Origin of the sequence: Rhizobium terrae (genome assembly GCF_003425685.1) — a bacterium.
Lineage (GTDB): Bacteria > Pseudomonadota > Alphaproteobacteria > Rhizobiales > Rhizobiaceae > Neorhizobium > Neorhizobium terrae.
Genome location: NZ_QJKM01000009.1, coordinates 276,253 through 299,055, shown reverse-complemented (window position 1 = coordinate 299,055; position 22,803 = coordinate 276,253). Strand labels below are relative to the sequence as shown.

General features: G+C 61.4%; 21 protein-coding genes. 12 read left to right on the top strand and 9 right to left on the bottom strand.

Annotation, left to right across the window (positions count from 1 at the left end; translation table 11 throughout):
- Nucleotides 1-43 precede the first annotated feature (43 nt).
- Nucleotides 44-1,279 (bottom strand): MFS transporter, encoded by a 1,236-nt coding sequence (locus DMO26_RS18940; protein ID WP_117193715.1) that lies wholly within the window; start codon nucleotides 1,277-1,279, stop codon nucleotides 44-46.
- Nucleotides 1,280-1,414: 135 nt separating this feature from the next.
- On the bottom strand, nucleotides 1,415-1,897 hold the full coding sequence (locus DMO26_RS18935; protein WP_117193714.1) for a DUF2306 domain-containing protein: 483 nt from the start codon (nucleotides 1,895-1,897) through the stop codon (nucleotides 1,415-1,417).
- Nucleotides 1,898-1,999: 102 nt separating this feature from the next.
- Between DMO26_RS18935 and DMO26_RS18930 the strand changes: the two genes are divergently transcribed.
- The 5 genes from DMO26_RS18930 (at nucleotide 2,000) to DMO26_RS18910 (ending at nucleotide 9,743) form a co-directional block, all read left to right on the top strand.
- Nucleotides 2,000-2,836: a LytTR family transcriptional regulator DNA-binding domain-containing protein gene (locus DMO26_RS18930; protein WP_117193713.1), complete on the top strand. Its 837-nt coding sequence runs from the start codon at nucleotides 2,000-2,002 to the stop codon at nucleotides 2,834-2,836.
- 155 nt (nucleotides 2,837-2,991) lie between these two features.
- Nucleotides 2,992-6,477, top strand: a complete 3,486-nt coding sequence (gene carB, locus DMO26_RS18925) for a carbamoyl-phosphate synthase large subunit (RefSeq protein ID WP_117193712.1) — start codon at nucleotides 2,992-2,994, stop codon at nucleotides 6,475-6,477.
- A gap of 95 nt (nucleotides 6,478-6,572) precedes the next feature.
- Nucleotides 6,573-7,760 carry a T6SS phospholipase effector Tle1-like catalytic domain-containing protein gene (locus tag DMO26_RS18920; RefSeq protein WP_117193711.1) on the top strand — a complete coding sequence of 396 codons (1,188 nt, stop codon included), beginning with the start codon at nucleotides 6,573-6,575 and terminating at the stop codon, nucleotides 7,758-7,760.
- Nucleotides 7,761-8,171: 411 nt separating this feature from the next.
- A complete protein-coding gene (gene greA / locus DMO26_RS18915) occupies nucleotides 8,172-8,648 on the top strand; it encodes a transcription elongation factor GreA (RefSeq protein WP_117193772.1) in 477 nt (158 codons plus the stop codon).
- 42 nt (nucleotides 8,649-8,690) lie between these two features.
- On the top strand, nucleotides 8,691-9,743 hold the full coding sequence (locus DMO26_RS18910) for a glycosyltransferase family 4 protein (protein ID WP_117193771.1): 1,053 nt from the start codon (nucleotides 8,691-8,693) through the stop codon (nucleotides 9,741-9,743).
- Between the two features lie 15 nt (nucleotides 9,744-9,758).
- Here DMO26_RS18910 and DMO26_RS18905 read toward each other — a convergent pair whose 3' ends face one another.
- The 4 genes from DMO26_RS18905 to DMO26_RS18890 are packed head-to-tail and all read right to left on the bottom strand — an operon-like array spanning nucleotide 9,759 to nucleotide 12,811.
- The gene (locus DMO26_RS18905) at nucleotides 9,759-10,781 is read right to left on the bottom strand and encodes a glycosyltransferase (protein ID WP_117193770.1); all 1,023 of its coding nucleotides are present in this window, start codon (nucleotides 10,779-10,781) and stop codon (nucleotides 9,759-9,761) included.
- A gap of 13 nt (nucleotides 10,782-10,794) precedes the next feature.
- The gene (locus DMO26_RS18900; RefSeq protein WP_117193710.1) at nucleotides 10,795-11,619 is read right to left on the bottom strand and encodes a glycosyltransferase family 2 protein; all 825 of its coding nucleotides are present in this window, start codon (nucleotides 11,617-11,619) and stop codon (nucleotides 10,795-10,797) included.
- A 6-nt stretch (nucleotides 11,620-11,625) separates the two neighbouring features.
- Nucleotides 11,626-12,096 (bottom strand): Lrp/AsnC family transcriptional regulator, encoded by a 471-nt coding sequence (locus tag DMO26_RS18895; RefSeq protein ID WP_117193709.1) that lies wholly within the window; start codon nucleotides 12,094-12,096, stop codon nucleotides 11,626-11,628.
- 55 nt (nucleotides 12,097-12,151) lie between these two features.
- Nucleotides 12,152-12,811, bottom strand: coding sequence for a class I SAM-dependent methyltransferase (locus DMO26_RS18890; RefSeq protein WP_205421239.1), 660 nt, complete (start codon nucleotides 12,809-12,811; stop codon nucleotides 12,152-12,154).
- Between the two features lie 319 nt (nucleotides 12,812-13,130).
- On the opposite strand from DMO26_RS18890, the gene trxB reads away from it, so the two are divergent.
- From trxB to DMO26_RS18870, 4 genes are all read left to right on the top strand, one after another.
- Nucleotides 13,131-14,105 (top strand): thioredoxin-disulfide reductase, encoded by a 975-nt coding sequence (gene trxB / locus DMO26_RS18885; RefSeq protein ID WP_117193707.1) that lies wholly within the window; start codon nucleotides 13,131-13,133, stop codon nucleotides 14,103-14,105.
- Between the two features lie 9 nt (nucleotides 14,106-14,114).
- Complete coding sequence (locus DMO26_RS18880; RefSeq protein ID WP_117193706.1) at nucleotides 14,115-15,017, top strand: LysR family transcriptional regulator VtlR; 903 nt, start codon at nucleotides 14,115-14,117, stop codon at nucleotides 15,015-15,017.
- A 618-nt stretch (nucleotides 15,018-15,635) separates the two neighbouring features.
- Nucleotides 15,636-15,932, top strand: coding sequence for an ArsR/SmtB family transcription factor (locus DMO26_RS18875; RefSeq protein ID WP_117193769.1), 297 nt, complete (start codon nucleotides 15,636-15,638; stop codon nucleotides 15,930-15,932).
- 46 nt (nucleotides 15,933-15,978) lie between these two features.
- Nucleotides 15,979-17,103: an alkene reductase gene (locus DMO26_RS18870; protein WP_117193705.1), complete on the top strand. Its 1,125-nt coding sequence runs from the start codon at nucleotides 15,979-15,981 to the stop codon at nucleotides 17,101-17,103.
- Between the two features lie 120 nt (nucleotides 17,104-17,223).
- Here DMO26_RS18870 and DMO26_RS18865 read toward each other — a convergent pair whose 3' ends face one another.
- Both DMO26_RS18865 and DMO26_RS18860 read right to left on the bottom strand, forming a co-directional pair.
- Entirely contained in the window at nucleotides 17,224-17,637 is a 414-nt protein-coding gene (locus tag DMO26_RS18865; protein WP_117193704.1) for a VOC family protein, read from the bottom strand.
- Between the two features lie 147 nt (nucleotides 17,638-17,784).
- Nucleotides 17,785-18,813 (bottom strand): NAD-dependent epimerase/dehydratase family protein, encoded by a 1,029-nt coding sequence (locus tag DMO26_RS18860; RefSeq protein ID WP_117193703.1) that lies wholly within the window; start codon nucleotides 18,811-18,813, stop codon nucleotides 17,785-17,787.
- A 97-nt stretch (nucleotides 18,814-18,910) separates the two neighbouring features.
- Here DMO26_RS18860 and DMO26_RS18855 point away from each other — a divergent pair, with 97 nt between their 5' ends.
- A complete protein-coding gene (locus DMO26_RS18855) occupies nucleotides 18,911-19,819 on the top strand; it encodes a LysR family transcriptional regulator (RefSeq protein ID WP_117193702.1) in 909 nt (302 codons plus the stop codon).
- 2 nt (nucleotides 19,820-19,821) lie between these two features.
- On the opposite strand, the gene DMO26_RS18850 is transcribed toward DMO26_RS18855, so the two are convergent.
- Nucleotides 19,822-20,085 (bottom strand): DUF2188 domain-containing protein, encoded by a 264-nt coding sequence (locus DMO26_RS18850; protein WP_117193701.1) that lies wholly within the window; start codon nucleotides 20,083-20,085, stop codon nucleotides 19,822-19,824.
- 236 nt (nucleotides 20,086-20,321) lie between these two features.
- Here DMO26_RS18850 and DMO26_RS18845 point away from each other — a divergent pair, with 236 nt between their 5' ends.
- The gene (locus DMO26_RS18845) at nucleotides 20,322-21,425 is read left to right on the top strand and encodes a calcium:proton antiporter (RefSeq protein WP_226951346.1); all 1,104 of its coding nucleotides are present in this window, start codon (nucleotides 20,322-20,324) and stop codon (nucleotides 21,423-21,425) included.
- Nucleotides 21,426-21,684: 259 nt separating this feature from the next.
- Nucleotides 21,685-22,803 (top strand): 5-methyltetrahydropteroyltriglutamate--homocysteine S-methyltransferase, encoded by a 1,119-nt coding sequence (locus DMO26_RS18840; RefSeq protein ID WP_117193699.1) that lies wholly within the window; start codon nucleotides 21,685-21,687, stop codon nucleotides 22,801-22,803.

Sequence of the window (22,803 nt, the reverse complement as noted above, 5' to 3'; positions counted from 1 at the left end):
GCAAAAGCGATCCGTCCCACATCCCATAGCCGAAGATTTTGCCTCAGGCGACCCTCAGCTCCTTCCTGCCGGGCAACAGGACCGTCAACAGCCCAAGCGCCGGAAGGAAAGAGCAGACGCTGTACACGAAGGCGATGCCGTAATGGTCGGCGAAGACCCCGAGCGCCGCGGCGGCGATGCCGCCGATACCGAAGGCGATGCCGAAGAAGATGCCGGCAATCATGCCGACCCGGCCCGGCACCAGCTCCTGCGCCATCACCACGATCGCCGGAAAGGACGAGGCCATGATGAAGCCGATGATCGCCGAAAGCCCGATCGTCACCGGCAGGTTGGCATAGGGCATGGCGAGGGTGAACGGCAGCACGCCGAGGATCGAAAACCAGATCACCACCTTGGACCCGAACTTGTCGCCGATCGGCCCGCCGATGACCGTGCCGAGCGCCACCGCGCCGAGGAAGATGAACAGCATGATCTGCGACTGCTGCACCGTCACCTGGAAACGCTCGATGACGAAGAACGTGTAATAGCTGCCGATCGACGCCATGTAGGCGTTCTTGGAAAAGGTCAGCAGCGCCAGCACGGCCAGGGCGACGGCGACCGTGCGCTTCGACAGGTTATGGGCGTTCAAGACCTTCTTGCGGCCCTTGTTGGCGAGCATATGCGCCTTGTACCAGCGTGCCACGCCGGTGAGAATGACGATGCCGAGCAAAGCGCCGATCGAAAACCAGGCGACGCTCCCCTGCCCGTTGGGCACGATGATGAAGGCGGCGAGCAGCGGGCCGATCGACTGGCCGAAATTGCCGCCGACCTGGAAGACCGACTGCGCGAAGCCATAGCGCCCGCCCGAAGCAAGCCGCGCGACACGTGAGGATTCCGGATGGAAGACGGCCGAACCGATGCCGATGAGCGAGGCTGAAATGACCAGTACGATATAGGAGTGCGCATTCGCCAGCATGAACAGGCCGATAAAGGTCGAACCCATGCCGACCGGCAGCGAATAGGGGAAAGGCTTCTTGTCGGTGACGATGCCGATCACCGGCTGCAGCAGCGAGGCGGTGCATTGAAAGGCAAGCGTCAGGATGCCGATCTGCCAGAAATCCAATGCATAATCCGTCTTCAGCATCGGATAGATCGACGAGATCATCGACTGCATGATGTCGTTGATCATGTGGCAGAAGCTCACCGCCAGGATGATCGGCAGCACCGTCGCTTCGGCGGCGCTTGCCGTGCTGGTGCCAGCGACAGACCCTGGGACGGGCTTCGAGGTTGCATCGGCCATCTTCGTTTCCTCCGCGCAAGCGGTCGTCGTCTTGGATGGCCGTTGCTGCAAGTTTTTCCGGTTGTGCAGCTCTAGTCCCGTAAGCCGCACCTGTCCATGTCAGGAAGGCGAAGATCGGTACGCTTTGATGAAAAATCAGGCGCGCCGTGATGAAAATCGCTGCTGCAGGAACAATGTGCCGGCGATGGCGAGAAGCGTCAGCAACAATATCCAGCTCGGCCCGCCGGTGAAGACGACCGCGTTCATGATGCGGCCGGGCGCCAGCGTAAAGAGGCCGGCAACGACGATCCCGCCGAAATACATGCCTATGACCGTCGCCTTGTGTGCTCTGATATTGCCGGCACGGACCGCGCTGATCGCCCGCCAGATGCCGACGAGCACGAAGATCGACAGAAGATGGATCGGACTGAAGCCGTAGAACAGATTGATTTCGTGGATGAAGAAGCTCGACAGCGACGTGACCGCCATCAGCACCATCCAGACCTTGCCGAGCGCCCGATGCAGCGGCGTGCCCTTGCGGTTCAGAAGAATGTAAGCGCCGAGCACGGCTGCCGGCAGCACGGCGGCGACATGGATCTGAACGGCGATCGGGGCGTCGAGAAGCGGCTGGAGGTTCATGAAGAGCACCTGCGGAAATTATCGGAAGATTGAAGTTGCCGCCGGTTTCCGCCATGACTGGCCTGTCCTCAACCGGAATGGCGCAGACGACGGATAAACTTCGTGAATCACCCGTTCTTGAATTCCACGCTTCGTGAATTGCAGCTTTTCGCCCGCTCCCGGCGCTTCTGGACGACCTTCGCGCTCGTCGTCCTGATCTTCGTCGTCAGCGGCCCCTATGGCACTTTGGAGAAGATGACGCTCGGCGTCCGGTTCGGCTACTGGCTGATCGTCCACACCGTCACCTGGGCGATCGCGATCACGCTTGCCATCGTCGCGGAAGTGCTCTTGCGCAAGCACCTGAACCATACGCTCGCCCGCATGATGATCGGCTCGCTTATCGCCGCCCTGCCGATCGGCTTCGCGCTCGGCGTCATCGACTACGCCTTCCGCGGATACTGGACAGAAATGGATAGCGGTTTGCACCGGGCGCTGTTCGCCTTGCCGCTCTGCGCCCTCTTCTGTCTCCTGACCTACATGGCCATGCACCGTCAGATCGCCGAGGCCTCGGTGCCGGCCGCCTCCCCCGCCGTTTCGGCAGCCGAGCCCTCGCCGGCCCCCGAGCAAGCCGCTTCACGGCGCTCCGAGCCTGAAATCCTCGCTCGCCTCAAACCACAGAATCGCGGACCGCTCGTCCGCCTTTCCATAGAGGACCACTATACCCACGTGGTGACGACCCGCGGTCACGAACTCGTCCTCATGCGCTTCGCCGACGCCCTGAAGGAGCTCGGCGGCACTCCCGGCCTGCAGGTTCACCGCTCTCACTGGGTGGCGGATGCGTATGTGGAAAAGTTCAAGCGCGACAACGGCAAGCTTTTCGTGATCACGAAGGACGGCACTGAAATCCCGGTAAGCCGCCCCAATCTGGAAGCCGTCAGGCTACGCTTCGGACACCTTTAAGGATTCTGTCGATTTGCTGATTTATGGGGTTACATTCGCCGACACATTTGCCTATAAGCCGCGTCTAGCCTGAAAAGACGTATAGACGCGCGACCCGACCGGTGCCCACCACACCGTGCCGGCTTTTCGCGCAGGAAAAGAAGCGGATAGAGACCATGCCCAAGCGCCAAGATTTGAAATCGATCCTCATCATCGGCGCGGGTCCGATCGTCATCGGCCAGGCATGCGAGTTCGACTATTCCGGCACCCAGGCCTGCAAAGCGCTGAGGGAGGAAGGATACCGGGTGATCCTGGTCAACTCCAACCCGGCGACGATCATGACCGATCCGGGCCTTGCCGATGCCACCTATGTCGAACCGATCACGCCCGAAGTCGTCGCCAAGATCATCGCCAAGGAGCGTCCCGACGCGCTGTTGCCGACCATGGGCGGCCAGACGGCGCTCAATACCGCCCTGTCACTCAAGCGCATGGGCGTGCTCGACCGCTACAATGTCGAGATGATCGGCGCCAAGCCCGCCGCGATCGACATGGCCGAGGACCGCGCGCTCTTCCGCGAAGCCATGGCCCGTATCGGGCTTGAAACACCGAAGTCGATGCTGGCGAACGCGACCGACATCAAGGATGCCGACCGCAAGACCCATGAGGCGGAACGCGCCAAGCTACGCGACAGCCTTACCGGCGCCGAGCTCGACAAGGCGCTCGACGCTCTGGAAAATCAGTGGAACCTCGGCGAGAGCGACCGCAAGCAGCGTTACATGAGCCATGCCATGGCAATTGCCGCCCAGGCGCTCGACCATGTCGGCCTGCCGGCGATCATCCGTCCGTCGTTTACGCTCGGCGGCACCGGCGGCGGCATCGCCTACAACCGTTCGGAATTCTTCGAGATCGTCTCCGGCGGCCTCGACGCCTCACCGACCACCGAAGTGCTGATCGAAGAGTCGGTGCTCGGCTGGAAGGAATACGAGATGGAGGTCATCCGCGACAAGGCGGACAACTGCATCATCATCTGCTCGATCGAGAACATCGATCCGATGGGCGTCCACACGGGCGATTCCATCACCGTCGCGCCGGCGCTGACGCTGACCGACAAGGAATACCAGATCATGCGCAACGCCTCGATCGCGGTGCTGCGGGAGATCGGCGTCGAGACTGGCGGCTCGAACGTGCAGTTCGCCGTCAACCCCAAGGACGGCCGCCTCGTCGTCATCGAAATGAACCCGCGCGTCTCGCGCTCGTCGGCTCTTGCCTCCAAGGCCACCGGCTTCCCGATCGCCAAGGTCGCCGCCAAGCTCGCCATCGGCTACACGCTCGACGAACTGGAAAACGACATTACCGGGGGCGCCACACCCGCGTCCTTCGAACCGTCGATCGACTACGTCGTCACCAAGATCCCGCGCTTCGCCTTCGAAAAGTTCCCGGGCGCCTCGCCGGTCCTGACCACCGCGATGAAATCCGTCGGCGAGGTCATGGCGATCGGCCGCACCTTTGCGGAATCACTGCAGAAGGCGTTGCGTGGCCTCGAAACCGGTTTGACTGGTCTCGACGAGATCGAGATCCCGGATGCCGAGGAAGGCGAATCCAGCCAGAACGCCATTCGCGCCGCAATCGGCACCCCGACGCCGGACCGCCTGCGCATGGTCGCCCAGGCGTTGCGCATGGGCATGTCGGAAGCCGACGTCCACGAGGGTTGCAAGATCGACCCATGGTTCATCGCGCAGCTCAAGGCGATCGTCGACATGGAAGCCCGCATCCGCGAGCACGGCTTGCCGACGGACGCGGAAAACCTCCGTATGCTGAAGGCCATGGGCTTCTCCGACGCCCGCCTCGCCTCGCTGACGAACAAGCGCCCGAAGGAAGTCGCCGAGCTCCGCAATTCGCTCAACGTCCGCCCGGTCTTCAAGCGCATCGACACTTGCGCCGCCGAATTCGCCTCGCCGACCGCCTACATGTACTCCACCTACGAGACGCCTTTCGTCGGCGCACTGCGCTCGGAAGCCGAAGTTTCGGCCGCCAGGAAGGTCGTCATCCTCGGCGGTGGCCCGAACCGCATCGGCCAGGGCATCGAGTTCGATTATTGCTGCTGCCACGCCGCGTTCGCGCTGAAGGATGCCGGTTATGAAGCGATCATGATCAACTGCAACCCGGAAACCGTTTCGACCGACTACGACACCTCCGATCGCCTCTATTTCGAGCCGCTGACGGCCGAAGACGTGATCGAGATCCTCCGCGCCGAGCAGGAAAAGGGCGAAGTGGTCGGCGTCATCGTCCAATTCGGCGGCCAGACGCCGCTGAAGCTTGCCGAGGCGCTCGAAAAGAACGGCATCCCGATCCTCGGCACCGCGCCCGACATGATCGATCTCGCCGAAGACCGCGACAGGTTCCAGAAGCTTCTCATGAAGCTCGACCTCAACCAGCCGAACAACGGCATCGCCTATTCGGTCGAGCAGGCCCGCCTCGTCGCCGCCGAGATCGGCTTCCCGCTCGTCGTCCGCCCGTCCTACGTGCTCGGCGGCCGCGCCATGCAGATCATCCATTCGGAAGGCCAGTTGCAGAACTACCTGCTCGAAACCGTTCCGGGCCTCGTGCCGGAAGACATCAAGCAGCGTTACCCCAACGACAAGACTGGCCAGATCAACACCCTGCTCGGCAAGAACCCGCTTCTTTTCGACAGCTACCTGACCAACGCGATCGAAGTGGATGTCGACTGCCTTTCCGATGGCACCGACGTCTATGTTGCCGGCATCATGGAGCATATCGAGGAAGCCGGCATCCATTCGGGCGATAGCGCCTGCTCGCTGCCGCCGCGCTCGCTTTCCAAGGAAATGCTCGACGAGCTGGAACGCCAGGCTAAAGCCATGGCGAAGGCGCTGAATGTCGGCGGCCTGATGAACGTCCAGTTCGCCATCAAGGACGGCACAATCTACGTGCTGGAAGTCAACCCGCGCGCCTCGCGCACGGTGCCTTTCGTGGCGAAAACCATCGGCGCGCCGATCGCCAAGATCGCCGCCCGCGTCATGGCCGGCGAAAAGCTCGACGCGACCTTCGCCGCCTACGGCGAAAAGCCCGACCCGCGCGCGCTGAAACACATCGCCGTCAAGGAAGCCGTCTTCCCCTTCGCCCGCTTCCCCGGCGTCGATACCCTGCTCGGGCCTGAAATGCGCTCGACCGGCGAGGTCATCGGCCTCGACACGGATTTCGCGCTCGCCTTCGCCAAGTCGCAGCTCGGCGCCAATGTCGAACTGCCACGCGACGGCACCGTCTTCGTCTCCGTCCGCGACGCGGACAAGGAACGGGTCCTGCCGGCCATCCGCATCCTGGCGGAAATTGGTTTCAAGGTTCTCGCCACCGGCGGCACCGCCCGTTTCCTCGGCGAACACGGCATCACGGCGGCCCGCATCAACAAGGTGCTGGAAGGCCGGCCGCATATCGAGGACGCGATCCGCAACCGCCAGGTCCAGCTCGTCATCAACACGACCGACGGCAACAAGGCGATCTCGGACTCCAAATCGCTGCGCCGCGCCACGCTGATGCAGAAGGTGCCCTATTATACGACCATGGCCGGTGCCGAAGCCGCCGCCTTGGCCATCAAGGCGCTCAAAGCCGGCAATCTCGAAGTCCGCCCGCTGCAGAGTTATTTCTGAGGGCCGATCCCGCATCGCACGCCGCGTGATCGCCCATAAGTTGAGAATCGTTCCTCTGGATGCTACCGTTCGACCGGCATCCGGGGAAATCAGCTATGGGCAAGAATATCGTTATTCTGTTGGATGGCACTTCCAATCAGATCAAGGCCAACCGAACCAACATCCTGCGCCTCTTCGGCACGCTGGAGCGGTCCGAAAGGCAGATCGTCTACTACGACCCCGGTGTCGGCACGTTCGGAGCGGACGAGAGCTGGTCTTCCTTGGCACGGGACGCCGCCGAGGTGTGGGGCCTTGCGACCGGCTGGGGTCTCGATCACAACGTCAAGGAAGCCTATCGCTTCCTCGTCGAGAACTACGATTGCGGGCCGGTCGAAAATGGCCGCCACCCCGATCGGGACCGCATATACCTGTTCGGCTTCAGCCGCGGCGCCTATACCGCCAGGGTGCTAGCTGGCTTCATCCACGCGTTCGGGCTGGTTTCGCGCCACCACCTCAATCTGGTCGATTACGCCTATCGAACCTACAAGGATATCCCGGAACAACCTAGCGCAGCGACCGGGGACGATGCCTCGCCCTTCGCCGGCATGCGCCTTTATGAGCGCATGCTCGACAACGACCGACCGCCCATAAAGCTCCTCGGCCTGTTCGATACCGTTGCCTCGATGATCGAGACAGGCCATGGCCGGCTGCAATTGAAGACCCATCCCTTCACGCACCGCAATCCGAGCGTCGAATGGGTCCGTCATGCCCTTGCAATAGACGAGCGCCGGACCATGTTCAGGCCTGAACATTGGACACCCGGCCAGGTCTATCGCGGCAACCCCTTTGCTCCGCCCAAGGGTCCTCAGAACGCCAGGGAGGTCTGGTTCGCAGGTTTCCATTGCGATGTGGGCGGCGGTTATCCGGAAAAGGAAAGCGGCGAGATCAAGATCCCCCTGGACTGGATGATCCGGGAAACCCGGCCGACCGGCCTGCACTATAAGGATGATGTCATCAGCAAGATCGTCCTCGGCGAAGGCGCGACCGACTATGCACCGCTCGATCCGCTGACCCCGTTGCATGATTCCATGAACGCGGCGTGGCGCGTCGTGGAATGTTTCCCGCGCAAGGTTCCCCAAACCTCCTGGCGCAAACGCGATGCAGCCGGGGGGTATTATATTCCCTGCGTCGATCCCCGGCTGATCCCGGAGGACGCGCTCATCCATGAATCCGTCCAGACGCGCCAGGCTGCCGGCACCTACAGGCCAGCCAATCTACCCACCAATTTCCAGCTCGTGCCCTGAGGACGAGCTCGTTCTTCCTTTATGGGGGCCGATCCGGCCCACGTCTTTCCGGAACAGTATGCGCTCCTCCACCCTCCTGCTCGAGGCGGGAAGCCGCAGCAGGACGGTGGACCTGTGACAAACAACATCCGCCCCCTCCTCCGTTACGATCGACTCTCCTGTTCCCCCATTGAAATGTTCGCTGAATGTTCTTTTTCGGGCGTCAAGTCATTGACAAATGAATCCCCTTCCCGTCAGATACTGTTCGTGAAGGCCCTCCCTGACAGAGTTTCGAAATTCCTAGCAACCGCTGTCGAAAATCTGTTATAGTGACCTAAATTCTGATTTTGCGATGGTTCCGAAGTTTTACTCCGGAACCTGTTTCTTTTTGTGTCCGCGGCATCCGCGGGCACACGCCTGAAGGACAAGAAAATGGTTGAAAAGGTACCGATGACGCAGAACGGTTTTGCCAAGCTGCAGGAAGAACTGCGCTGGCGCCAGCAGGAAGAGCGTCCCCGTATCATCGAGGCAATTGCCGAAGCGCGCGCCCATGGCGACCTCTCGGAAAATGCCGAGTACCATGCCGCCAAGGAGGCCCAGAGCCACAACGAAGGCCGCATCACCGAGCTTGAGGACCTGACGGCCCGCGCTGAAGTGATCGACCTGTCCAAGATGTCCGGTTCGAAGATCAAGTTCGGTGCGACCGTCAAGCTCGTCGACGAGGACACCGACGAAGAGAAGATCTATCAGATCGTCGGCGACCAGGAAGCCGACGTGAAGGCCGGCCGCATTTCGATCTCCTCGCCGATCGCGCGCGCCATGATCGGCAAGGAAAAGGGTGATTCCATCGAGGTCGTCGCGCCCGGCGGCTCCAAGGCCTACGAGATTCTCGCCGTTTCCTGGGGCTGATCGCCTTTGGAAAACCGGGGGGGTAAAAACGGCGATCCCGCCATTGTCGATATCCGTGACGTCGAGGTCATCGCGCCGAATTTCAAGCGGCGCCTCTCCGGCGTCACGTCAACCATCATCCAGTTGATCCCCGTGCAGCGCTCGCTCGGCCAGAAGGTCGCAGCACTTGGCCCCGGCCTACCCGCTGACCTGCCGCATATCCGTTATCGCGATTTGTTTGCTCTCTGGCGCCCTCCCCGCGGCAGACGCTTTCGCATCTGGCACGCCCGCCGCAACGTCGAGATGCTGCCGGCGATCTTTATGCGCGACGTCTTGCGGATGCCGCTGAAGATCGTCTTCACCTCGGCCTCGCAGCGCAGGCATACCCGCTGGACGAAATGGCTGATTTCGAGGATGGACGGCGTGATCGCCGTCTGCGGCAGGACCGCCGATTACCTGACCGTCCGCAACACGGTCATCCTGCACGGCATCGATACCGACCGCTTCTCACCGCCGGCGGACAAGGCGGAGGCGAAACGCCTGCGCGGCCTCGATCCGGATATGAAGATCATCGGCTGTTTCGGCCGGGTGCGGCGCCAGAAAGGGACGGACCTCTTCGTGGAGTCGATGATCCGGCTGCTGCCGTCACGGCCCGGCTGGATCGCGATCGTCGCCGGCCGTGCCACGAGCAAGCATGTCGAATTCGAAAACGGCCTGAAGCACAAGGTCAAGGCCGCCGGCCTTGCCAACCGCATCCTGTTCGTCGGCGAACACACGGACATCAACGAGTGGTACCGCACCCTCGATCTCTTCATCGCCCCGCAACGTTGGGAAGGTTTTGGATTGACGCCGCTCGAAGCCATGGCGACCGGCGTACCGGTGATCGCCACCGATGTCGGCGCCTTTCCGGAACTCCTGGTTACAGGGGATGCAGAAACCGGCACGATCATCGCCCGCGACAGCCTTGACGCCATGGCCGAGGCCGCCGCCCTCTTCATGGATGAGGACGGTCGCCGACAGGCGGCAGCCGCCCATTCCCGCGCCCATGCGATCGAGAACTTCAGCATCGAAGGCGAGGCAAAGCGCCTCGGCAACGTCTACCGCAGCATCAGGTAAGCGGACCGGCGCCGCTCAGGGCTTCCGCTTGAAAAGTTCGATATAGGCGCCGGCCACCGCCTCTTCGGAGAACTGCCGCATCAGCGTCGCATAACCGCCTTCGGCAACCGTCGCTGCAAGCGTCCTGTCGCCAATCAACTGCGAAATCGCCCGAGAAAAGCCCGCCGTGTCGTCGATATCCACCAGCAGGCCGTTTTCGCCGTCGCGCATGAACCAGTTCGGCCCCTCCGACCGTGAGGAAACGACCGGTCTTTTCTGCGCCCAGGCCTCCAGGATCACGTTGCCGAGCGGTTCGTGGCTCGACGGCATGACGAAGATATCGGCAGCCGCCACATAAGGCCGCGTATCCTTCTGCCAGCCGAGGAAGCGCACCCGTCCGGTCATCCCGCGCTCGCGCACCAGCGCCTCGAGCGCGTCCCGCTCCTCTCCGTCGCCGGCGATCCAAAGATAGGCGTCCGGCACCGAAACCATCGCCTCGATCAGGGTGTGGAACCGCTTGCGCTTCACGAACCGGCCCATGGTCATCACCACCGGCACGCCCTCCGGCGTATCCGCTGAGGCGCGCGCGGCCGGTGTCACCGCGTCGGTATCGGTGAAGTTGGAAATCACCTCGACGCCGCGCGTCCAGCCGATCTTCCGCACATGGTCGCCGATGCCGGGCGTGTTGCAGACCAGGATGTCGGTATTCTTGAAATAACTGAGATTGGTCGGATAGTCGCCGAGCCGCGAGAGCTTGATGCAACCCTTGTAGGCCGGCATCAGCCGGCTCGCCCGCGTCGCCCAGGAAAACAGCGCGTCCGGCTTTTCCCTTTTCGCCGCCATGCTCACCTTGATCGGCAAAAGCAGCCGCTCCGGCGAGAGGTTGCGGAAATTGCTCTCGGTGACCTTCGCGTAAGGTTCGATATCCTTGCGCCAGATGCGGTCCGGTCGGATGACCGCCGACTGCTCGACGCCGCGACGGCCGAGTGCCCCGACCAGATGCACGAAGAACTTTTCCGCGCCGCCGTCCTTGCCGAAATGGTAATGATGAACCTTCATCGGTTCGGGCATCCTATCTGTTCTGGGAATCGTCGAAATTCGGCCGCTCCTTCAGCGCCTGCCGCTGATAGAGCTTGGCCTGGGTGAGAAATGCATAGACCGCGCCCGTCATCGCCTCGACGAAACCGGACGTGCCGCAGCGCCACAGGCCATTCTTGAAATAGAGCCGCAGGAAATAGAGCCAGGGCGAGAAGACCAGCTTGATGACCTTCGGCTTCTTGCCGGCTGCAGCCTGCTGGTCCGCCTTCAGCGTCGAATATTTGTTTTCCTTGAGGATCTGTTCGTCGATGATCAGCGGCCGATAGTGCAGCAGGCTGCCGGCCCTCGCCTTCTCGACCCGCCCCTGCGGCACGATCCCCTCATGCACCGCCTGGCTCAGGTCGTAGGCGCCGCTTCCCCTGCGGATGAGGCGGAGGTTCTTTCGCTCCTTGACGTGTTCCGGAGTGTAGCCGTAACCAATGAGATAGGGGCGCCTTGCGACGCGCCAGCCGACGATGTCGCCCGGCGCCTCGATCAGCTCCGGCAGAAGCTTGCGCAGCGGCGCATCGAGCCGCTCGTCCGAATCGATGTTGAAGCACCAGGCTTCCCGGCACTGCTCCAGGGCGAACTGCTTCTGGCCCGCATAACCGCGCCATTTTTCGTGAAACAGCCGGATCGGAAAACCCTTCTCAACGTAGGAGTGGATGAGGGCCACCGTGCCATCCGTCGACCCGGAATCGACGATAACGATCTCGGCAAAATCGATGAGGCTCTCGATGCAGTTGCCGAGATAGGCCTCCTCGTTCTGGCAGATGATGAAAGCAGAGATCGGGAGCCTGGAGTTGGGGGGCCTGGACATGGGACCTCAGATTTCCACCAGCCCGAGCTGCTTCACCTGCCGGATCGTCAGCATGGTGCGCACCGTGTCCACATGTTCGTCCGCCGTCAGCACCTCGATGACGAAATCCTGGAAGACGGTGAGGTTCTGGGCCGCGCAGCGCAGCAGGAAATCGCTGTCGCCGTTCACCATCCAGGCCTCGCGCACCAGCGGCCATTGCTGCACTTTGGCCGCGAACGCCTTCAGGTCCGCGTCCGACTGGCGCTTCAGCCCCACCATGCAGAAGGCGACGAGGTCGAAGCCGAGTTTCGGCCCATTGAGCAGCGCGTGATACCCTTCGATGATCCCCGCTTCTTCGAGCTTGCGCACCCGGCGCAGGCAGGGAGGAGCGGAAATACCGACTCTTTCGGCAAGCTCGACATTGGTCATTCGTCCGTCCGCCTGCAGCTCGCGTAGGATCTTGATATCGATGGCGTCGAGCTCGAAACGAGCGGTCATCCGGCTCTCCAGTCTTCTTTCTGTCCTTGCCGCCTTCCCGCCGGAACAGCGCTTTTCAGCGCTTGACCAGGACGGCCATGTAGTTCAGCGGCATTCCACGGCATGTGTAGCGATGCCTGATATCAGCAAGACGCGCCAATGAGGAGACCAAACGGATTTGCAGGGCGATAAACTGGAAAATTATCAACAATGCGGCGCCCGTAACGCCTCCCCCATACCCTGCCGGCGTGCGTGGAAAGCATTTGCCGAGATACCGAAGCAGATGCGCCGCTGTGCCCATGAAGCCTTCCAGCCAGCGCAGATCGGTGACCTCGAAGCCCGCCTTGTCGAACAGGTAGCGCAGGGCAAACTGCGTATAGCGATAAAAATCGTAGGGTTTTTCATGCTCCTCGAAGCAAAGCGGCGCCGAGAAGAATATCCTGCCGCCCGGCTTCAATATCCGGTTGAATTCCGCCAGCACCATCTGCGGTTCGGGAAGATGTTCCATCACCTGAGTGAAGATGATCGCGTCGAACCGCTGGTCTTCGACAGGAATGGCCCGCAGATCGCACACGTAAGTGCTCTTGGCGTAAGGTTTGTCGACCTTTTCGAAATCAGCTGCTTCGTAACGCTGTCGCAGGAATTTCCCGGAATATTTCTGCGATCCCGCCCCTGCATCCAGAACCAAAGCATTGTCCGCCAATGTGGCGGCAAATTCCGTCAGCTCGCGGTCCAACCAGACCCGGCTTGAATTGATGACCATTGATGTTCCCCTTATCCCCAGGAGGTCCACTAATGGTAAATAAACGCTGAAACAAGCTCGGGCGGCGGCGTTGCCATGCCTGTAGTGAAATTAATCTCCCGCATGACGGGGAATTACATCCGGCGATGCACGGACGAGGCTTCCATGCCAACTGATCTGTTGTTAATGCAAGGCTGCCCTTGCATTGATGCATGGATCACTCTTAGATGGCGCTTTAAAGCCGCAGACCGAAAATCGACTCCCTATATGGGAGGTGGAAAACTTTGCGATCGGTCTCTGAAAGGAATTGCTCATGTCGGCCCGTCATACCGAGGTTCTCATCATTGGGTCCGGCCCCGCCGGCTATACCGCCGCGATCTATGCGGCACGCGCCATGCTGAAACCGGTGCTGATCGCCGGCCTTGAACAGGGCGGCCAGTTGATGATCACCACGGATGTCGAGAACTATCCAGGCTTCGGCGATCCGATCCAGGGTCCCTGGCTGATGGAGCAGATGCTGAAGCAGGCGACCCATGTGGGCGCCGAGATCGTCAACGACCTCGTGACGGAAGTCGAGCTCGACCATCGGCCCTTCACGGTGCGCACCGATTCCGGACAGGTCTGGATGGCCGACACGCTGATTATTTCGACCGGCGCCAAGGCAAAATGGCTGGGCATCGAGAGCGAGCAGCAGTTCCAGGGCTTTGGCGTCTCCGCCTGCGCCACCTGCGACGGTTTCTTCTATCGCAACAAGGACGTGATCGTGGTCGGCGGTGGCAATTCTGCCGTCGAGGAAGCGCTCTACCTGTCGAACATCGCCAAGTCGGTGACGGTCGTGCATCGCCGTGACTCGTTCCGTTCGGAAAAGATCCTGCGGGAACGCCTCTTCCAGCGCCCCAATGTCAAGGTTCTGTGGAACACCGAGATCGCTGAAATCACCGGCCAGCCCGCCAAGGCGCCGCTGCCGCCGTCTGTTGAAGGCGTCAAGCTGCGCAATACCCAGACCGGAGCCATCACCGATTTCCCGATCCACGGCGTATTCGTCGCGATCGGCCATGCGCCGGCGACGGAGCTCTTCAAGGGTAAGCTGAAGATGAAGCCGAACGGCTATCTGTGGACGGCGCCGGACTCCACCGCGACCGACGTGCCGGGCGTATTTGCCGCAGGCGACGTGACCGACGATACGTTCCGCCAGGCGATCACGGCCGCCGGCATGGGCTGCATGGCAGCGCTCGAGGCCGAACGTTATCTCGCCGGCATCCAGCCGGTGGCAGTGGCGGCGGAGTGACGTTTTACGATGGGTGTTCCGCTCGACTGGGATAAACTGCGCATCTTCCACGCTGCGGCGGAGGCAGGTTCCTTCACCCACGCGGCCGACAAGCTGCATCTGTCCCAGTCGGCGATCAGCCGCCAGGTGAGCGCGCTCGAACAGGATGTCGGCGTCAAGCTGTTCCATCGTCATGCGCGCGGCCTCATCCTCACCGAACAGGGCGAGCTTCTCTACCGAACCGCCCACGACGTGCTGTTGAAGCTTGAAACCGTGAAGATGCAGCTGACCGAGACGACGGAAAAGCCGTCCGGCAAGCTGCGCGTCACCACCACCGTCGGCCTCGGCCAGGGATGGCTCACCGACAAGGTACAGGAATTCCTGCAGCTCTATCCGGAAATGTCGATCCAGCTCATCCTCGACAACGAGGAGGTGGATGTGAACATGCGCCATGCGGATTGCGCCATCCGGCTCCGCCAGCCGCAGCAGTCGGACCTCATCCAGCGCAAGCTCTTCACCGTGCACATGCACGTGTATGCGGCTCCATCCTATATCAACCGCTACGGCGAACCGCAGTCGATCGAGGATCTGGACCATCATCGGATCATCACCTTCGGCGAGCCGGCGCCGAACTACCTGCTCGACGTCAACTGGCTGGAATATGCCGGCCGCTCGTCGGACAACACCCGCACGCCGCATCTGCAGATCAACAGCCAGACCTCGATCAAGCGGGCCTGCCTGCTCGGGATAGGGATAGCCTGCCTGCCGGATTATATCGTCGGCCGCGACCCGGGACTGATTCAGCTGGCGATCAACGCCGACATCCCGTCCTTCGACACATATTTCTGCTATCCGGATGAGATGAAAAACGCCGCGAAGCTGAAAGTCTTCCGCGATTTCATCGTCGGCAAGGCCCGGAACTGGAATTTTTGATCCGCGATCCACAGGCTAAAAGCACCGCCGGATTTCTTTAAATCTAAAGGATTTCAATGGTCTGCGGCGACCTGATATGCGATCGTTGAGCTTTTAAGACGAAAGCATTGCAGACGATGCATGGCAGTCCTGCACAAACAGGCATTGTTCGCTGCACAAAAAACCACCATATCGCACACAGCTGATGCACATGGTGGCTTTTTCCTCCCAGTTCCACCGCAGCAGCTGTTCCCCTCTGGAGGTTTTATTGACCTTCACACTTATAGGGCCCTGGAGAAATCCGGTGGCCCTCTTTTTTTGCCCTGAAACAGGCCCGTTGTTCCTCCGGGCAAATCCCCTTAAATTCGCTGGTACAACTTCTGCTCAATATCCCATGCGCACCCTTGTCGAGGGCGGGGGCCGCTCCCATATTGGTGTCGGCCGGCACCGTTTGACCACGTTTCCCGTTGTCTGTGCCGGCTGTTCCCCTCTGGAGGTTTTGACCTTCACACTTAAAAGGGCCCTGGAGAAATCCAGCGGCCCATTTTTTTACGCGCCTGCTGTTCTTCGCAAAATGCTTCCCTTTAAATCGCCTTCAGCCGATCTACATATCGGAAAACTCCGATATTGGACCTGACGATGGACAAAACGGAAATCCTCAAGGCGCTGGCGCATCCCGTCCGGATGGAATTCCTGGAATGGATGAGGGAGCCGGAGCGTCACTTCTGCGATCAGGCGCATCCGCTCACCATGGGCATCTGCGCCAACCAGTTCGAAAAGCGCTGCGGCCTCTCCCAATCCACGGTCTCGGCGCATCTTTCGACGCTCGAAAAAGCCGGCTTGGTGAAGATAGACCGGGTTGGCCAATGGGCATTCTACCACCGCAATGAGGACACCATTGCGGCCTTCCTGAACGAGCTCCGATCGACCCTTTGATCCGGCCCGCCTCCCTCCCTGAAACTGCAGAAAAAGGAAATTTCCGATGGCCAGCCTCTTCGAACCCACCACGTTCGGCGATATCGAACTTGCAAACCGCATCGTCATGGCTCCCCTGACGCGCAACCGCTCGCCGAGAGCGATCCCGAACGACCTCAACGTCACCTATTACGAGCAGCGCGCGACGGCCGGCCTCATCGTCACCGAAGGCACGCCGGTCAGCCAGCAGGGCCAGGGTTATGCGGATGTGCCCGGCCTTTACCTGCCGCAGGCGATCGACGGCTGGAAGAAGGTGACGGACGCCGTGCATCGCCGCGGCGGCAGGATCGTCACGCAGATCTGGCATGTCGGCCGCGTCTCGCACACCTCGCTGCAACCGAATGGCGGCGCTCCCGTCGCCCCATCGGCCATTCCGGCCGGCAGCAAGACCTATGTCATCAATCCGGATGGCTCCGGCGCCTTCGTCGATACCTCGGCGCCCCGCGCCCTCGAACTTTCCGAAATCGCCGGCATCGTCGATGATTTTCGCAAGGGCGCACGTGCCGCGATCGATGCCGGTTTCGACGGCGTGGAAATCCACGGCGCCAACGGTTACCTGATCGATCAATTCCTGAAGTCCGGGGCCAACCAGCGGGCCGACGAATATGGCGGCTCGATCCAGAACCGCGCCCGCTTTCTCCTGGAAGTCGTCGATGCGGTGGCGAGGGAAATCGGCGCCGGCCGCGTCGGTATCCGCCTGTCGCCGGTTACGCCCGGCAATGGCATCACCGAGACCAACCCGCAGCCGCTCTTCAACCATGTGGTCGAGCAGCTCGGCCCGCGCGGCCTCGCCTTCATCCATGTGATCGAAGGCGCGACCGGCGGCGACCGGGCCTTCTTCCAGGGCGACAAGCCTTTCGACTACCAGGAACTGAAGGACGTCTACCGGAAGGCCGGCGGCACCGGCGGCTGGCTGGTCAACAACGGTTATGACGGAGACAGCGCGAAGGAGGCGGTGGAAAGCGGTTATGCGGATGCGGTTGCCTTCGGCAAACTCTTCCTCGCCAATCCGGACCTCGTCCGGCGCTTCAAGGACAACGCGCCGCTCAACGAGGCGGACAAGGCCACCTTCTACGGCGGCGGCGCAAAGGGCTATACCGACTATCCGGCGCTCGAAGCGGTGGTCGCCTGACGATGGGAGAAGGGGCTGACAGACAGCACCATCCCTGACCGCCGTTAAACACCTGCCCACCCGGAAATCGGCCGCAGAGTTTCAAAGCTCTGCGGCCGATTTTCTTTGCTGCTTGCGAATTTAAGAAGGGGAAGACTTGCCCTGAGATCCGGGCTGAGATCCGGGCTCCTGCGGCTCCCCGATCTCGACCGCATGCCCGTCCGGATCGTAAAAACGGAACACGCGCTGTCCCCATGCCTGCCGCACGATAGGATGTATCAGCACCACGTGCGGCGCGATGTCGTCAAAGGCCGCCTCGATATCCTCATGCTCGAAATACAGCAGCACATTCCCGCGCCCATAGGGTTCCTTCGTGCCGGATGCTTGTCCCCAGATCGTCTGTTCGAGCGAGCTTCCTTCGTGGATGGCAAAACCGGTTTCGAACAGGACGAAGTTTCCGAAATCCTCCAGGATCTTCAGGCCCAGTCTTTTCTGGTAAAATTCCCTGGAGCGATCGATGTCGCCAACGAAAGGGATGGGATTGACGAAACGCATCGGATTCCTGCTGTGACATTCAAGACCGTGGTCGCGGAAATCGCGACCGGCGCCGGATCATGCGCCTGATTTAAGTCCACATTTCAAAGCGACACCAGTCCAGACAAGCCCCTCCTATTTCCCCCGAAGCGGCAACAGGCGTCCTGTTCACGCCATCCTCCCCGCCTGATGACGGGCGTCGGGGAGCACCTTGATCCCGGCGCCGGCGTTGTTCAGGCAGCCGAGGTCGGCAAGCGCTGCCCGCACCGCCTCGTCGATTGGCGTCGAAGGCTCCTCGCCGAGAAAGGCGGCCAGCTTGCCGTTGTTCATCCGCAACGGTTCCTTCCAGAGGTAACGCATCTCCGAAAGCTCGCGGAACAGCGGCACGAAGGGCGACGCGAGCTTCAGCATCCACCACGGAAATGCCTTGACCTTCGGCTGGTGCCCGACGACACGGCCGATCGCCGCGATCATCTGCTCGCCGTCGCGATCCCAGAACCCTCTCATATGGAAACGGGCGAAGGCGGGCAGATCATTCCCCCGGTCGATCAGCCGCAGCATGGTTTCCGCAACGTCGGGCAGAAAGGCCCACTGATGCCCGACGCCGCTGGCATTCGGACGGCTGACGGAGGTCACCAGTTTGCCGGGTTTCACCAGACCTTGGCTGAACCAGCTGTTGGCCGCACCCGGCCCGAAATAATCCCCGGCGCGGACGATCAGCACCGACACGCCCTCGCCCGACGCCTTCTCCAGCCGCCGTTCCATTTCGACGCGAATCCTGCCCTTGCGGGTCACGGGATTTTGCGGCTCCTCCTCCGAGATTTCCGGAAAGACATCCGGCCCGTAATTGTAGACCGTCCCCGGCAGGAGAATGCGTGCGCCGACGTCGCGGGCAGCGGCGATCGTGTTGTCCAGCATCGGCAGCACCAGCTTTTCCCAATCCTTGTAGCCGGGCGGATTGACCGCGTGGACGATGAGCTTCGCGTCCTGCGCGGCGCGGCGGACATCTGTAGCGTTCATCGCATCACCTTGCAGCCAGCGAAAACGCGGTTCGCGCCCGGCGGCCTCTTCGGCCTTGCGGTTCAGCGCCCGGACGCTCCAGCCGCGCGCAGCAAGACCACGGGCCACATGCCCGCCTATGCCGCCGGTGGCGCCGAGTACGAGGGCGATGGGTTTGGCATGCGCTGCATGGGTCATGGCGATACTCCTTCGTTTGATTGAACCTGACGACTGGAATATCGCGCCTTCCCCAGATATACGGAATTGAGAGAATTTATTTGGCATCCATACAAAAATGAATGACATCAGTTGGGATTACTACCGCACCTTTCTCGCCGTCCTGCGGCTTGGTTCGCTGTCGGCGGCGGCCCGCGAACTCGGGCTCACCCAGCCGACCGTCGGTCGGCATATCGACGCCCTCGAAGAAGCGGTCGGCTACCAGCTTTTCACCCGTTCGCAGCAGGGCCTGCTGCCGACGGAGCCGGCGCTCGCCATGAAACCCTATGCGGAAAACCTTGCCGCCACGACGGCCGCCATGCGGCGGCTGGCTTCCGGTGAAATCGGCGCCGTCAAGGGCACGGTCAGGATCAGCGCCAGCGAGGTGATCGGCGTCGAAATCCTGCCTCCGATCCTCGCGCGCCTTCAGGACGAATATCGGGAACTGGAGATCGAATTGTCGCTATCGGATTCGCTGGAGGACCTGCTGAAGCGGGAGGCGGATATCGCCGTGCGCATGACGAGCCCCGCCCAGGACGCCCTCGTCGCCCGCCATATCGGCGAAATTCCGCTCGGACTTTTCGCCCATGGCCGCTACTTGGAACGGCATGGATATCCGCAAAGCCCCGACGATCTGGCCGACCATCGGCTGATCGGCTTCGATCGCCGCACCGCCTTCGTTCGCGCCGCCGTCGACCGGATTCGCACGGCGTCTCCGAACTTTCCGATCGAGAATATCCGCTGGGGCTACCGTGCCGACAGCAATCTGGCCCAGTTGGCGGCGATCCGCGCCGGCGTCGGCATCGGCATCTGCCAGGCGGGCATCGCCGAACGCGAGCCAGACCTCATCCGGATTCTGCCCGAGGTTTTCGAACTGCCGCTCGACACCTGGGTCGCCATGCACGAGAACCTGAAATCCTCGCCGCGCTGGCGCGTCACCTTCGACGCGCTGGTCGAAGGACTGATGGCCTATGTCCGCGGCCGGTAGGATCAGTGGGTCGTCTGCCCCTGGTCGCCGTCCTCGACTTCGGCCTCCGGCCGGTCGCCGCCGTCGCTGTATTCGGTGTGCCAGACACCTCTTTCGTCCTGCCAGCTGATTTCTTCCGGATCGCCGCCCACCTGCTGTTCGGCCGCAACGATGCGGGCAGCCTGCAGTGCATCGGAATGGGTTGGAAAAGTCTCCGAATAGACGTCACCCTGCCGATAGGCCCAGCCACCGTCGTGCTGCACGACCTTGTAGACAATCTTGGTCATATTCCCTCCTTTTCTTCTCGTGACCGCATCGATCCTCGGGGATCAGTCGCCTCGGAAACTTGGCCAGCGCGGCATCGGGGTGAAAAAGCAAAAAGGGCGCCGCGAAGTTCCAGGCCACATTCGAAATTATGTCATCAAAGTGCGCCGCCGCAAACCCCTGAAGCGAAATCGCAAGTGCCTTGATGCTGCAGGTTGCCGCCTTACATTGCGAAACAGGAAAGACGAGGAATAGCAACGTGGGCGTATTGTCCCTGCTGAAGCAGGAAAGGTCTCTCGTCATCGCGCTTGCGGCGGGCATCGCAGCCTACGCTTTGGAACATTCGGTCCTGGAAGCCGGCAGGTCGGTTTCGGTGATTGCCGCCGCCCTGTTGATCGGCGTCATCATCCTCGCCTCGACGCGCGTCGCCCATCATGCGGAAATACTGGCCCACAAGGTCGGCGATCCCTACGGCACGATGATCCTCACGCTTTCGGCCGTCGCCGTCGAAGTGCTGATCCTGGGGATCATGATGGGCAATACGACCTCGCCCACCCTGGTCCGCGACACGATCTACGCCGCCGTCATGCTGGATATCAACGGCATCCTCGGGCTTGCCGCTCTGCTTGGCGGGCTCAGGCACGGCGAACAGCCCTATAACGACGATTCCAGCCGCACCTACAGCGTGATGATCCTGACCGCCATGGGCATATCCATGATCGTCCCGGAATTCATCCCCTCCGACCGGTGGCACTACTATTCCGCCTTCACCATCTGCGCGATGATCGCGCTTTATGCGGTCTTCCTGAAAATGCAGGTCGGGCCCCACAGCTATTTCTTCAGCTACAGCTATCCGCGCCCCAAACCGGCGGCAGGCTCGCCGGCGCCGAGCGAGCAGACCGACGAGGAGCTGGCGGCGATTTCGATCGGCATCATCCTCTTCGGCGTGCTGATCATCGGCTTCCTCGCCGAATTCATGTCCGTCTTCATGGGGGCCGGCCTCGAGGGCACGGCTGCGCCTCCGGCCTTGACCGCCGTCGTCGTCGCAGCGATCTCGGCAGCCCCGGAAATCCTGACGGCGCTTCGCGCAGCGTTGCGGAACCGCATGCAGTCGGTCGTCAATATCGCCATGGGCGCCTCGCTTTCGACTGTCATCCTCACCGTTCCGGTCATGGAAGCGATCGCGCTTTACAGCGGCCAGCCCTTCCTCATGGCCATGACGCCGGTGCAGACCGTCATGGTGGCCATCACTCTGATTGCCGCCGCGATCAACCTCAACGACGGCCAGACGAACGCCATCGAGGGCATGACCCACTTCGTCCTTTTTGCGACATTCGTCATGCTGACGGCGCTCGGCCTCTGAAGCATGTCTCCGTCAAAATGCCCATCCTTGAGAAACCGGCGTATAAACGCGAGCCAACTACGGGCCGCGCCCCCCTTCGAATTTCGCAACACCTCTTCGGCAAAAGCGATTCTGGTTCAAGGGCTTGCGGCTGCATACGGAATCGGATTGAGAGACGATTGAATCAATTTCTGAAATGTGCATTTTGAGGCCCGAAACAGGTCGTCCTGTATACACGAACTGCCGCGATTGCGGCTGAACCGAAGAATGGAGGAATTCCATGTCCACACCGCCCTACAGAGCCGACCACGTCGGTTCGCTCCTGCGTCCCGCCTCCATCAAGGAAGCCCGCAGGAAGTTTTACGAAGAGAAGAGCATTTCCGCCGATGAGCTGAAGGCCGTCGAAGACGAAGGCATCAAGGACCTCGTCAAGCTGCAGGAAAGCGTCGGCCTGAAGGTCGTGACCGACGGCGAGGCGCGCCGCCACTTCTGGCATTACGATTTCATGGGCATGCTCGACGGCCTCGAATTCGTCACCCGCGAAGCGCACAAGGGCGTCACCTTCCACGGCGTCAAACTGCCGCCGACCTTCCCGACCATCAACGGCAAGCTCGATTTCCCGGACGATCACCCGCATCTGGAGCACTTCAAGTTCCTCGCCGCCAACACCAAGGTGACGCCGAAGATTTCCATCCCCGGCCCGAGCGTCGCGCATTACCGCACCGCCCGCGCCGACGTGACCTATCCGGAATACCAGGACCCCGAAGCGCTTTTCGCAGCTCTCGCCCGCACCTATGCCAAGGCCGTGCAGAAGTTCTACGAAGCAGGCTGCCGCTACCTGCAGATGGACGACATCTATTTCGCCTATCTCGGTGACGAGAAGCAGCGCGCCATGAAGCGCGAGGAAGGTTATGATCCTGACTGGCTGATCCAGAAGTATGCCGAAACCATGCATGAGGCGATCAAGGACCGCCCGAAGGACATGCTGATCGGCATGCATATGTGCCGCGGCAACTTCCGCTCCACCTGGGCTGCCGAAGGCGGCTATGACGCGGCAGCCGACGCGATCTTCAACAAGACCGGCGTCGACATGTTCTTCATGGAATATGACACCGAGCGTTCCGGCGGCCTGCAGCCGCTCTCGCTTCTCCAGAAGGGTTCCAGGCAGCGCGTCTATCCGGGCTTCATCACCACCAAGACCGGTGAACTCGAAAGCCTGGACGATCTGCGCCGCCACTTCGACGAAGCCTCCAAATATGTCGATATCGACCAGCTCGGTATTGCGCCGCAATGCGGCTTCGCCTCGACCGAGGAAGGCAACTCGATCACCGAGGACGACCAGAAGCGCAAGCTCGAACTCGTCGTCAAGACCGCCGAAACCATCTGGGGCACGGCCTGA